Origin of the sequence: Capnocytophaga felis (genome assembly GCF_009684755.1) — a bacterium.
Lineage (GTDB): Bacteria > Bacteroidota > Bacteroidia > Flavobacteriales > Flavobacteriaceae > Capnocytophaga > Capnocytophaga felis.
This window is the reverse complement of sequence record NZ_BLBC01000008.1, coordinates 177,473-192,812: the sequence shown is the minus strand read 5'-3', so window position 1 is coordinate 192,812 and position 15,340 is coordinate 177,473. Positions and strand designations below refer to the sequence as shown.

1 protein-coding gene is annotated in these 15,340 nt (G+C 39.1%); it reads right to left on the bottom strand.

Annotated elements, in window-relative coordinates; translation table 11 throughout:
• Nucleotides 1–58 precede the first annotated feature (58 nt).
• Nucleotides 59–15,337: a T9SS type B sorting domain-containing protein gene (locus tag GN105_RS07620; RefSeq protein ID WP_155284811.1), complete on the bottom strand. Its 15,279-nt coding sequence runs from the start codon at nt 15,335–15,337 to the stop codon at nt 59–61.
• Between the last annotated feature and the right edge of the window lie 3 nt (nt 15,338–15,340).

Below are 15,340 nucleotides of genomic sequence, written 5' to 3'. Positions count from 1 at the left end.
CAAGGCTCAGAATCAAATCCTAAGCCTTGAGTTTTTCTTTTGATAAATATTATCCTAACTATCTGAATAGTGTGAAGTTTCCTATAAATTCACGTTCATCACCATCTCCGTTTAGTTTCACTAAGTACCAATAATCTCCCGTAGGTAAATCACGTGTATTGTATTTACCGTCCCAAGATTCACCTTGACGTAAAGTAGCTATCAACCTACCATATCTGTCATAAATTATAACTTCAATGTTCGGATAACTTTTTGTGTTTTCAGGTGCCCAACGGTCATTATTTCCATCGTTATTTGGTGTGAAATAATTTGGTATGTGAATATCAACAAATTCTTTTTCGATAGTAATGGTTTGTGAACAACCTAAGTCATCAATTACCATCACAGTAACTTGCTTAATTATACGTCCGTTAGCATCAACACGTCCTGGGTCAGTTGATAAAATGTAGTACTCATCGCTACTACTCATTTTTCCGTTGAAATAATACGTGTATGGTGCTTTTCCTCCGCCTGCCTGTACTTTGATTTGATTCAATTTCCTTGGATCGGATTTGTCTTGCAATGTCAATGGATCAAAATCTTGTACATCAAAGTATTCACTTAGCGGAATTGTGTAGCTACAAGTATTATAGAAAATAGTTATAAACTGGTCGCTTCCTGCCGGCAAGTTTCGGATAATTGCAGTACTTCCGTTAAACTCTGTAAATCGTCTTGCATCTGCAATATTTGTGCTATTTAACGCATAGAATGTGTTGGTTTGGTTCAAAATTGCATTATCAAAAATAACTTGGAGATAATTTGAAGGTATGCTTGTTGTACACTCATACTTAACTTCAAGTTGATTTACAGGTTTAAGATTTGGTGCAGCTCCTACGGTTATGGTTTCAGTTTTTGTACAAACTCCTCCTAAATCTACGTAAGTCAGCACATAATCACCAGGTGCCAAGCCTGTTTTAGTAATAATTTGTCCTGCGGCTATTCCGTTTGCTACATCAACTTGTTGTCCTTGCGGATTTGTCAATACGTAACTATACGTTGGTTTTCCTCCTTTGATTTCAAAACGGATTTGACCATCGTTATCTCCGTAGCAAGTTTCTGAAACAGTGCTTGCTTCTAAGAACAGAGGATCCGGATTAACAAATCTGAATCTTTCTGTAACAATACATCCAAGAACGTTATCTCTTACAACCACCGTGTAGCTTCCCGCCGGTAAAGATGAGAATTTTTGAGTTGCTACATCAAAGTTTCCTTCCTGAGGTGTAATCGTATAAGTATAGCTTGATGAACCTCCGGTAACTTGCAGAGTTATGGTTGCATCGTTTGCTCCACTACAAGTTATTTCCGTAGTGCTTGTTACCACTGATAATGGTGTATAGTTAGGCATTTCTACCCCAACCTCTGCGTTACATCCATTTGGATGAGAAACCGTGATTGTATGTGCCCCCGCCGGAACATTATCAAAGATATTGCTTCGTTGTGGTGTTCCGCCATCCAAAGCATAAGTAACTTGTGTAGCATACGTAGGATTCACCGAAACAACTATGCGATTATTAAGCACATTATCGTTTGAACATTGTGGTGTTGCTTCTGCTTTTAATTGCAAATCAATTCCTGGTTCAATTTTCGGTATTACAACATAAGCTTTACATCCGTTGGCATCTTTCACAAATATTGAGTGATTTTCTCCCGCTGGTAAATTATCATAGAACAACTTGCCTTCTACCCAATTTGCCGTATCGGAATTACTATTAAATGCCGTATAGTACGGAGGCGTTCCTCCAGCAATGGATATGGTTGCAGTTGCGTCATTGCTACCTAAGCACGTTTCGTGTGTTACCGAAACTAAAGTTACTTCTATCTTACTTGCCGGAGCAATTACAAACTCGTGTTCAAGTGTACAACCATTTTCATCTTGGGCAATTACAACATATGTTCCCGGTTCATACTTCTGACTTCTGATGTACTCAGCCGTTACAACTCGGTCTAAACGTGGTGAAATTGCATATGTTATTGCTCCCGTACCACCTGTAGCCTCAACGTTGATAGTTCCGTCTTTCTCATTGAAACAAGTTTCGTTAGTACTTGTTACGGTTGTGAATACCAGAGCAGGAGCCTCATTGATAACTATAGGAGTTGGTGTCGTATACTTACAATCTAAACTTGTTACTTTTATGTTATATGTTCCTGTAGCCAAGCCTCCGAACACTCCATCTGTGTTTGTAACCGGTGGTGCGAACGATGCTCCTGCAGCATCTAACAATTCATACTGATAGTTACCTAAACCTCCGTAAGCTTCTGCTTTAATGGTTGCCGAACTATCTCCGTTACATTTCACATAAGCCAATGTCTTATCAACATTCAAGCCCAAAGCTTCTATCGGAAGAATTTCAATAGTGTTTGAAAGTCCTGATTTACAACCATTGCCATCTACGGCTGTGAAAACATAAGTTCCCGGATCAGCCAAGTAAACTCCTGATGTGCCAGATGGTGTAATGTTTCCTGTTGATGATGAAACAGTAAACACATAACCTGTACCTGAACCTCCTGTTGCGATTAATGTAATTTCTGCTTTTTGTTCACAAGTTATATTTTTAGAAATAATTGCCTCTACACGAACCGGAGCCGGTGCATCTATTGTAATGAAATCAGAATCTTTATCACAATTCCAACCGTCAACTACTCTTACAGCATATTCTCCTGCTCCCAAACCTGTAAATGTAGGGCTATCTTGAGCTCCTGATTCAATAATTCCGGAAGCAAGACGTGTCAATAAAATATATCTGTAATTTCCACTTCCCGCACCTGCTGGTGTAACTGTTGCTGTAATGCTCGCTGATTTATCTTCGAAGCAAGTCAATCTTGTTACACTTGGAGTTACAGTTACATTTATCGGAGTAGGTGCTGCGATGTTGATATCTGCTGACTTCTCACAACCTCCTTTGTCTTTTACCCAAACTTTGTAATTACCTGCATCTAAATTAACAAATGTTGATGTAGTAGAATACGTTCCGTAAGCTGGGTGAGCCGCTCCATTTTTATCCAAACGATATTGATAATCACCCCAGCCTCCTTGAGCTTCAGCAATCAATACTGCATCATTGCCTTTACAAGTAAGCGGATTGGTAAGTGTTGGCGTTACCACAAATGCCTGCGGATTTGCTATCTGTACGATTGGCGAAATAATTTCACAGAATGGTGTATCATTTTGTTTAATTTTCACCACATAATCACCTGCCGGCAAGCCTGTAATAGTAGTTACCACTGGCGTACCAAATACTGCTGCATTGGCAGTACCTGTTTTAGCAGGGGACAATGCTGCAGATGTAGCCGCATCAAGCACTTCCCAAGTAAAGCTTCCTACATAATTAACAGTTTCAAGCTTAATTTCTGCATCTGCACTTCCAGAACAAGAGATTTCTTTTCCAATTGTTGCAGAAACCTTCATTTGTTCATACGGATTCACAACGTGAGTTACCACAGTGTAACAACCTGTTTGTACATCAATTACCTTGAATTCATATTGCCCTGGTTTTGACAAGCCGAATGTAATTTCAGATGTACCTGCCGGCAACGTTTGACTTGTTGCAGGTGTGATTACCGCACCGGCAACCGTTGTTTTTGCTTCAACTTGGTATCCTGTAGCTCCTGCTCCTGTTATTTTGATTTTAACTTCTTCAGGATTTGCACAAGTAAGTGCTTTTCTGTCAATAGTTACATTAGTTATTTTTGGCAACGGATTTAGAACTACGTTTGCTGTTGTACTACAACCATTGGCATCTTTTACTGTAACGGTAATATTTTGTACTGCTCCGGTATCTGCAATACTAAACTCTCCTGTAGTATTATCAAAATTATTTCCATCAATACTATAACGGAATGGTGCAGTTCCTCCAGTAACAGTAGCTTTTATAATTGCTTGTTGAGGCACATTTGATGTAGCATCACAAGCAAACTCGGTTCTTACGTTTGCCGTTACAGTTAATTGATCTGGTTCAACAATGGTAATTGTTTCTTGGTGTTCACAACCACGAGCCGAAGTTACTACTACCTGATAAGTACCCTCTCTCAAGTTATTGAAAGTATGTGTCGCTGGTACATTCGTAACTGTTCGTTCTTGTGTTGTGAATCCTACAACTGCACTTGTTACCACAATTTTGTAATTCAACTGTGTTTGCGTGTTATCCAAGTTTATTACAAATGAACCATCATTTCCTCCGTTACAGCTTACATTGGTTTGTGTATGTGTAAACGCCACTGCAACTGTTCCCGTTAGGTCAAATGTAGTAGTTACCTGCGGACAATTCGTTACATTATCAGTAATGGTAACATTGTAAGTTCCTACTTCATTTAGGTTTGTAAATACAGGATTATTATTTTGTGGTATCGGCGTACCTGATGGTGGCGTTACCACGTAAGTAATATTTCCTGAATCTCCTCCCTGATGCGTTATTGTTACAGTTGCTCCTGTAGGTTGTGTACAAGTAATTTCCTTAGCGATTCCAACACTTACGTTTGTAATTGGCTCATAAAGCTTAACTGAAGTGCTGGTTGGTGTTTCACAACCCCAAGTATCTGTAACTCTTACAGTATAGTCACCTGCTGACAAATTGTTAAATGTAGCCGAATTTGTAGCATCTCCCGAAACAGGAGTTCCAAAATTCACTCCATTTTTTATCAGTTGGAAAGTGTAATTTGTACCCTCTCCTCCTGAAGCTGTTGCCTTAATCACTCCAGAACCTGCAACGCAATTTTGTGTTTCAACTATTAAAACGGCTGTTATAGGTGCAGGATTAGCCAATACGATATTAGATAACTCAAACGGACAACCTTCCCTGTCTGTAACGGTTACAACATATGTATTTGGTGGCAAATTCTCAAACTTAGGATTCGTTGTTTCACCCACACCATTCGGATCAGGAGTAATTCTGTATTTGTAATCACCCCAACCTCCTGCTACATTTGTTACTTCAATAACTCCATCATTGCCTTTACAAGTGATGTGTTGCACTGTATGTGTTGCTGTTAAAGCTACATTAGGTTCGTCAATGGTGAACTCATAATCATTATGACATTTTGGATTTGCAATTTGCGTAACACGTAAGATATGCTTTCCTGCTCTGATGTTCACGGTAATAGTTCCTGAACCCGTTCTGTTTCCTGATACAGCAGGTGTGCCAACTATCTCCCATTTGTAATCACCAGTATATGTAGCATCTTGAATATCAAATACAGCACTTCCGTTATCACCTTTACATTTTGCTTTTGTAATGCTCTGTAATTGAACCGTAAACGTGTTTGGTTCTTTTACAGTATGGGTTACCGAAAGCATACAACCCGTATCTTTATGTCTTACCCAGAAAGTATATGTTCCTACAGAAAGATTTGTAAATGTTCTTGAGGGTTGCCAAACAGTTGATGCATCAGGGGTGGTTGCACTTTGTGCATACTCCAACTTCAACTGATTATTTTCTTCTGAAGTTACCACTACATTTATATTTTCATTAACATTAATCTCACAAGAAATATTCTGAGTTATGTCTACGGAAATACCCGTTAATGCGTCAAACTTATCAATTTTTCTGGTTATCGGTGTAGCTGTTGTACAGCCATTTGTATCACGAATCTCAATAGTTACCGTACCACCGCTGTAATCATTGGTAATCAACTTGGTTCCGTTAACAGTTTGTCCATTGTAGGTAATGGTAAAGCTATACGGAGGCGTTCCGCCTGTTACTTTGGTTGGGTCAAGGGTAACCTCAGCACTTATAGGGGTGTTGCCCGAAGTACAAGCAAATTGTTTTACAGTTGCAAAGTCGGCAGCAACATTCACGGCAGCAGGTTGACCTACTGTTACTGTAGTTTCCGTATGACAACCATTTACAGATTCTGCCCGGACAGTATATGGTCGTCCTCCTGCTAAGTTTTCAAATCCTTTTATGGTAGAATTATAAACCGGAGCAGGTGTCACGTTTAGTATGGTATAAGTAACCGTTGGAGCTCCTGTAGCGATTTCATTGATTAGAATTTTTCCGTCAGAAACACCGTTACAAGTTGCCGAAACCGTACTTGCCGTAAAGGCTGGATACACAGGATCAGCCACCGTTACCGTAAAGGTAAGTGGGGGACAAGTAGCTGCTTTTGCATCTTTATCCCACAATTTGATAATATATGTTCCTGCAACGGAAACCGTATAGTTATGTGTTGTTGCCGGCAAATCTTGTCGTGAAACATTACCCGCACCAGTGACTTCATACTGATAAGTCCCTGAACCTTCACTAACTTTGATTTCAATTTCAGCGTTTTGTCCACAACCTAATAATTTAGTTTGTTTTACTTCACCTCTAATTTTAGTAAGCAATGTAACCTCAGGACTTTCAGACTCACAGCCCGTAACCCTATCAATAAGTTTTACTTTATACTGCTGACCTCCTTCAAGATTGGTAAACTTAGGATCTTTCTGCCAAGCACTCCAAGCACCTGTTCCTTTTTGGATAGCAAATTCGTAATTTCTACCTGCCACAGAAGTATATTTTGCCGTAATTGATAGCGGTTCTTCACAACTGTCAGGCTCTGCCGTAACTGCAGGAGCAGATTTTTCAATACCTAAAGTTACTGTTCCCAACACTTTTCTACAGCCGTGCTGATCCTCTATCCTCACTTCCACGGAAATAGAATTTGCTGTTGTGTTGATTTTTGCAACAGGCACATCAACAACCGTATTATTTGAACGAATAATGTTACCCGTCGTATTAAACGCCGTACTATAAAGCTCAAAGGTATAAGTACCTCCACCACCGTGTGGATTTTTGATTTCTATAAGTCCAGGTAAAGCACAGGTAACGTCTCGTTTTTTCTCCGGAGTTCCTTGCAATTCTGTTTGTTTGTACATTTCCACATCACGGCTTGCCCATTTACAATCGGTATCAGGATTTCTCTCAATAATTTCCATAAAGTATGTACCAACTGGTAAATTATTAACCGAAACAGTAACAGAACTTCCGGCCAGTGGCATCGTTTCTGTACCTGAAAATCCTACTCCTGAAACTGCATTTCCTGTTGCTTTATCAAACACTTTCCAATCAAATTGATGTGCATTTGTGGTTGATGTTGCCGTTCTGCTGATGACAAAATCAATAGAACCTGTATTGGCATCAAAACAGATAGGTTTCACATTACCTTCCACTTTTACTGGTGGGATATAATTTTCATAAATGTCCCTACTGTTTTTCTCTATACAGCCAGCAACATCCCTTACATAGAAAGTATAGGTTCTTCCTGGTATAAGCCCTCTAAATATATATTCATTAGAATTCGCTGTGTTAGATGGTTGCCAATTTGGAGATGGTCCTGTGGGGTCATCCATCGTAAAATTATATGTACCGACACCTCCTGAGGCTGTTACTTTAACTGTGAATCCTCCCGAAGTACACGTTCCAGAGAAGCCTGTTAACAAGTCTGTTGCCACAGCCAACTCACTCAATGGGAATGGAACGGTGTATTTTGGTAATACTTGTAAACAAATGATATTATTCGTTGTGTTCACAACACGTAATGAAGGTGTAAATGTCTCGCCCACTCTCTTACCTGTAATTTGGGTAGCTGGGTTGGTAATTTGTGTCCAATTAGTCCCGTCAGTGCTATACTCAATTTTATATCCTAATGTCGTATAAGCATTAATTAGAGCTTGTGTTACTGATAGTTGTAACTCAACAATGTCATTCAACTTCACACAACCTGTTGTTGTGAGCGTTATGGTTGCCGTCAGTTCAGGTTTATCGGTAAGTTTTAACGTGTTAGTATGGATACAAGCATATCTATCCGTTACTGTAACAATATAATCGCCCACTGCCAAATCTGAAAACTCGTACGAATTATTAATATAGTCGGGTACAGATACTATTGAAGCTGCAGGGTTTGCCGCATTGTATAAATTCAATGTGTAAGGTGCATCTCCGACAATATTTGTAAGTGCAATACTTCCTTTGTAGCCGTGACAATTCGGGTCTTTTGCAGTTGCTGTAAAGCCTACCGCCGGTGCCTGTTTAATAGTTACTGTTTTGGAATACGTACATTCTGCTGATTTTACATAAACATCGTAATCTCCTGCTGCTGTTACGTTATATGTATTTGTAGTTCCATAAGTAGGAGTACCACCTTTTTGAACAAAACCATACTCATATGTTCCATTTCCTCCTGTGGCTGTAACTTCTACTTTTCCGTTCTTACAATTTAACGATGTTTCTTTCGTTGTTACTACCAATGGCGGATGAATAACTATAGGTTTATCTTTAGAACAACCGAAAGCATCTTCCACACGGATAATATGACCCGTTCCTGTAGATGAAGGCAAGCCCGTAAAGGTATATGTTAACGGAGTTGTCGCCGAAGGCGTTTGCCAAGCTCCGTTGTTGATACTGAAGCGATAATCTCCGTTACCATTAGTTACTGTTACCACAATTTCGGCATCGTTATTTCCAGAATAACAAGCCGTTGGAACAGCCGTAAATTCAATGTTTTTCGGAGCTTCTATATCAATTTTTACTTCTTGCTCACAATTGTTTTTATCTTTTACTTTAAATACCTGTTGCTGACCTACAGATACTTGAGTAAAGACATTTGTAGGTTGTTCTAAAGTGCCATATATGTATGTATAAGGAGGTGTTCCACCTTCTACTTGCAATGTAACAGTTGCTTTTTGGTCGTTGCTACATTTCGCTGGAACAGTAACTGCACCTGTAAGTGTAAGTGCATCAGGCTGAGTTACATTTATAGGAACTTGCAAAGTACAAGTTGCGTATGTTAATGTAACGGTATGTTGTCCTGCCGATAAATTCGAAATAGTAAGTGTTGCTAAGTTTCCATTTTGTGGAGTACCTCCATCAACAATATACGTATAGCCAGCACCAAAGTTTTCAACATTTATAGTTGCCTGTGCATCATTCTTTCCATTACAACTTACGTTAGTAACACTTGCAAGATTTGCTTTAAATTCTTTATTAGGTTCTACAGTCACTGTTATAGTTACTGTGTAACCACAATCTTCAGCACCTTGAGTTGGGTTTTTCTCTTTGTATAGAATTCCAACTTGGTGTGTTCCTACAGCGATATTATTAAATTCTCCCGTTTTATTGGTTTCCGTTCTAAGTGTATAGGTATAATCATACGTATTTGGCGTGGCGGTTATGGTAAAGTTTCCTGTCCCGTCACAATTATATGTAATTACCGGAGTAGCATTTACCGTTGGTGGCGTTGGTCTTTGTGGTACTACTACCTGAGTTTGTACTTGACATCCGTTAGCATCGGTTACCACGATGTTATGTGTTCCTACTCCTAATTTTATGGTGCGAGGAACATTACTTTGATAATTTGTTCCGCCTTGGTTATCGTTATAAGCAGGCGTTCCACCCGTTACAGTATATTCTACTTCTGCCATATCACTTGCAGGGTCACAACTTATCAACTTTTTGATGGTGTGCGTAATCGTTAATGCGGTAGTAGGTTGTTCGATTTGAACGTCTTCCGTAACTTCACAATTTTTAGCATCACGAACAATAATTTTGTAAGTTCCTGCTTTCAGATTATGATATTCGTTTTGTGTTCCTCTGTCTACCGAATTCACAAAATATCTGTAAGGAGGTGTTCCGCCCGTAGTGGTAATCACGATAGAACCGGTACTTTCTCCGTGGCATTTCACATCAACTTTTTGAGGTGTTATGCTTGGTTTTTGAGGGGTTGTCAGTTCTTTTGAAACAAGAACTTCACATCCCTTGCTATCTATAACCTGAATTGCGTAAACTCCTGCTTCTGTCGTTTCAAACACTATTTCAGTGCCAGTAACTGCCGTTTCCTGAACTATAATATCAGCTCCTTTTTTGATATTGTATTTATAAGGAGCATATCCACCCGTAACCGAAACTTTTATTTTTCCTTTATCAGCAGGAGCGGCATCACAAGTGATGTCTTTTTCAATTATGGCGTTATCTATTCTAAGTTCGGGCTTGATGATTTCCGTCAATGTTCCTTCACAACCATACTTATCTACTACTTTAATATCGTACGTTCCCGGCTGTAAATTACTGAAAGAGAACGAAGCATCATTGGTAGTTGCCTGAACATTTCCATTTATTGAATACGTAAACGGAGGCGTTCCGTTTGTTACCGTTACATCAATTTTTGGTGATTTGTTTACACAGTATTCTGAGGTCGCAGCAACTGACACGGTAGGATCAGGTGCCTGAACCACATTGAACTTAGCTACCGTTGAACAGTTATTTGCATCTGTTACCGTAAGTTCGTGTTCTCCCACTTTTGTAAGTACAAAATTAGGTGTGTTTTGATTAAGAACAGTTCCGTCAGGTTGTTTAATGGCATATTGCAAAGCTCCCACACCGCCTGAAGCTGTAATAACTAAATCTACCGAAGCAGGGTTACAGCCCAACGTCAAATCAGATATTGGTTGAATGGTTATCTGCGATGGATTTTTAACCTCAAAAGTACGAGATACCTCACATTCAGGAGTTGTGTTTTCTCCATAACGGAAAATAACATTGTGAGTTCCTCCGGAAATATTATTCCAAACAAACGGATTGGCAGTTTCTTTTACAAAAGCACCTCCGTCTTTGGATACCCAATATCCTGCAGGGTTTGTATTTTTGAGAGCAATTTGATATGTACCATTATTCGCATCATTACAAAGAATATCCGTTACTCTCTCAGTATTTTCTATTACCCCAAACTCTTTACCTGATTCAATAGTTACGGTCAATGTTTCTTCAAAAGAACAAATCCTTGGCAATTGATAAAGGTAGATGTCATCAATAGCCACGTCATTTCCGTTAGTCACCAAACTTCCTGAACGAATTACGGCATAAAGCTTGGTGTTGTTACCAGGGTTGAGCGAATATTGATATGTTTTCCAATCGGTTGGAAGTGTACTTTTAGGTGGTGACCCTATGTGCTGTGAAATAATAGGCGTTCCTGCCAAAATGGCTGCCTCACTATCATAAAGCTCAATTGTCAAATTAGGGTCAGCTGCCGTAGGATTTGAGCCTCTCGTATTGATTAGATTGAAAACTGCTATTGAAAACTGAATCGGCTGATTTGGCATCACATCAATCATCTCACGTTGATACAGAATTCCTCCTTCTTTACCTAGAACATCACCAACATTTACAAACAACATTCTTCCGTTAGTATGCCCTGTGTGATCTACCGGTATTGTCCAAGCACCATTATTCGGTGTCAGCCTATCTGTTACGATGTATTCCCCATCGTTCATATTCAGGTTACTGTGATACTCTGTGAATTTGGCATCTGTTTGCGGATTACCTAATCCATTTTTGATATACCATACCCCATTAACTTCTGCAAGGTCAGAGGCATACGCTCCTGTATGGTCACGTGTTTGAGGTTCAAAGAAATAATTGGCATTGATATATTGTGTTTTAAACTTGCCTTGACCGACACCAAAATCTTCAATAAACAACTCGTGACGGATTGGCGTGGTTGGGTCAGCATATTTAATTTTGATAGTATGCTGTCCTGGTTGCAAATTCGGGAAAGTTGATGTGGTTGTTTCCACCCCGTCTTTCTCATAGGTGTAGGTATAAGCACTTTGATTGCTGGTTATAGACACGTTTCCTGTACCATCACAATTGTAAGTTATGGTGTGGTTAAATACAGGATTCACAGGACGAGGCTCTACCACTACCTGAGTTCTGAATTCACAATCTACCTGATCACGTACCACAATGGTATATGTACCCGGCAACAACCACTTTTCACGTTCTGTTCCCCAAGTTGCTCCACCATCAAAACTGTACTGATAAGGTTCTTGTCCACCTCGTACATTGGTAATACGCACTCGAGCTTTATCGGCATTATTTCCTTCACCACAACCAATCAACTCTGAAACTCCTGCTGAAGCAATTACCCTTCCGGTAGCTGCAGGAGGCAATTTTACAGTTTTTGAAACGGTACACTCAACCGAACCATTTCCATAGATAACCGTTGGTGTATATGTCTCCTCCGGAGTTAATCCTATAAATTTGGTTCCTAATTGGCTTGTGGTCCCTCCATCGATACTGTATTTAATTTGATATCCGTCCGGATTAACAACATTTGTAAATTCGATGGTTCCTTTCGCTCCACAATCTGTTAATTTCTCTACTATATTAAAGGTAGGAGGTGTGGCTGCTCTGACAGCTTCAGAAGTAACTTCTACTTCACAATTGTTAGCATCTACTACCTTGATAGTATAAGACTTAGCCTCAGAAACTTCAAATTCATAGAAAGTATCTGTATAGTTGTAAACATAGGTATTTCCTCCGTCAATACTATAAGCATAACTATTCCCACGAGTACCATCCCAAGCATCTACACGAACAATTCCTTTACCGTTACACAACAAGTGGCTTTTGATAGTAACTCTTGCTTGCAGTGGAGGTATTTTCCCAATTCGCTTAGTTTCTTCAAGTTTACAATCAGGAGTTTTTACCTCAATGTGATATTCTCCATCATCTAAACCTTCAAATGTAACATCTGAATCGTTTGTTGCTGATAGTGTTTTCACAACAGCCCCAGAAGCATTGCCTTTTCTGATTGTATATGTATACTGAGGATATGCATCTAATACCTGAACTCGAAGTGTTCCTTTAGCCCCCTCACACGCCATCGGAGTTGTATCAACACTAAGCCTAGATTCTTTCTGTACAATTGATGCAGGAGCCTCAAACACACAGGGTTGATATGTAGCTCCTGATACTAATTTCTGACGTATCAAAACTGTGTATGAATCTGGATTAGTAACATTGAATACATTACTGTTTTGGTAATTTTGTACAATATTACCCGTGCTACTTTGCAAAGCATATTCATAACCACTTGCAGGGTGTGTTACTGTAATTTTTCCTTGCGTATTGCAGATGATATCTCTCACATCCACCGTTGGAGTAAGCAATGTTTTAGTAACTTTAAAATAGAAAATTGCAACACAACCTCCATCATAAGTAATTTCTACGCGATAATCTCCTGGTTCTGAGACGTTGTAATCTCTTCCTGTATGCACCTGTGACCACGTACACCCATAATTGTCACGAACGGGACATTCTTTAGGATGCGTAGCAGGCACAGTACAGTTTTCATTTCTTTTCTCCCATTTGTAACTTAATGCCTCGGTGACGTTCAAATTTATAAGTTTTGAAGCCGAGGTTCCGCAAAGATATATTTGAGGATAATCCGTATTGTCATTTCCACATTTGAAAACCTCAGAAGCAAACGGATTTATCGGATTTGTTTTCAAGGCATTATCGTGCAGCTCTACCGTGATTTCTTCTGTCATATCTGCACAACCTTCCTTTTTCTTAAGGACACGGTATGTTCCTGATGATGTAGCAGTTAATGTTTGTTGATTCCCTCCGGGGACGGCTACTCCATCTTTAGTCCAACTATAAGAATCAAAATTAGCTCCTGCTACCAAATCAAGCGTTTTCTCACAAAGTGTTCTTTTTGTTTTACTTACACAATTTCCTAAATTTGCAATGAAAGTAGAAGGACCTGTTAAGTTACCCTCACAATCCTTGTGTGAAATGACACTTTCTGCCGTAAATCCATCAACAGATTTATTTTGCACACCAAAATACTTGGCGTGGACAATATTGGCTATGACGTTGGAGCAAGCATCACGCAAATCATCACAATGATCAGGAACTTTCATTTCAAAGGTTATTCTGTGCCAATCTTTTTGTCCTTTTTTTACTTTATCATTCGGAATTTTGAATTTTATCTCGTGTGTTGTTGCATTATATTCATAATCGGTGCCCCGCATCGGTCTTCGGTTCCAAGACAATTTTACTGATGCTATATTTTCAAACAACAAGTTTTTCGGTAACTTATCGCTAATTACCAAATTACGTGCATCATCATTTCCTGAATTTTGAAAACGTATTTCATAACGCAACTTATCTCCTAACTCTACGCTTCCTCCTGTTACATCTGTGTTTGAATTTACTTTAAAAACTTTTTTCTCCAAATTAATCACAGGAGCAATAACCTCAACGTTAAATGCAAACATAAAAGGATAATAAGAATCCTGAGTAGTTGAAGGTGCGATTATTGCAGACGTGGAGCCATTTTGTATTAGGGAATTTCTCGGATTGGGAATTTCAAAAATACCCGCATCAAATCCCAATAAGTTTCTACTGGCAGGAGTACGATTTAAATTTTCTCCTCCAATATCTGTTATTTTACTATTGAAAAAGTTACCATAGTAAACAATATAATTTCCCCATCTATCTATACGAGGTCGTCCTCTCTCATCAAATTGATAATAAGGTTGAGAGCTATCTCTACCATTAACATCTATCAAAACTCCAGCAGATCTTGAAGGGCTTTTTATTGACAAAGCATCTCCTTGTATCCCCAATTCTCCTTCTAAAGAAGCAAAAGCAAGTTTAGCTTTTACTTCGCCCGAAGGTATTGTCTGGAACCCCCGAACGGGAATATCAACATTTTTATTACCTTTATTTAAAACAGAAAATCCATCGAACAGAGTAATATGACGACTTGGTTTAGTTTGATCTTCATAAATCACAACAAGTGTCCAACCTGCCGCATATCCAACTCCAGTATTTTCTTTCCCTTTGGGAGCCATTATATTGGCGACCGTATAGTTTCCACCAAAGGCTCCGTTATTTCGTGTACTTTCAGCTTCCAATAAGGAAGTAACATCAGCAACATAAACATAAGCACGTTGGGCAGAAACACCATCCGTACTACTATTGGAACTTACAATATCGTTTCCATCGTACACCATCTCTCCGGTTAAATCACGATAAGCAGCAGTACTCGGTGTTTTAAATTTTACTTGTGCAAACTTACTTCGTTCAAATCTTGGACCTGGTTCACCATTACGCCCCTGATTATTAATTCTTTCTTGTGTATATGCTGCTGACCAATACAAGTAAGCTTTGTTGATTTTCAAGCACGAAGTACGAGGATTCGGGTTTTGAATTCGTGCAGAACTTGAATTGAAGGTATTATTTCCACGTCCATCAATATCAATATAATCCAAATTTATACTAGAATTATATCCGTGATTTCCTGTGTAAGGTAAATCGGGATTAGTGTGCCCGTATTTCTCATCACTTACATTCAGGATTGAGTTCCCTATTAGCAACATATCCCCTTTTACCGTTGTCTGATAACGGATTTTGAAGGATTTATAATTTTGTGCCGATAGCTTTCCTATGTTAAACACTGCTAATAGTGCAACGTACAAAATAAAAATCGCCTTTTTCATAAACGTTGATTTATTTTTAGTTTTTGTATCTACTTCCATTTT

What these genes read in the sequence shown, in the direction of transcription:
- GN105_RS07620 (WP_155284811.1), bottom strand. Translation starts at nt 15,337, where the DNA reads ATGGAAGTAGATACAAAAACTAAAAATAAATCAACGTTTATGAAAAAG.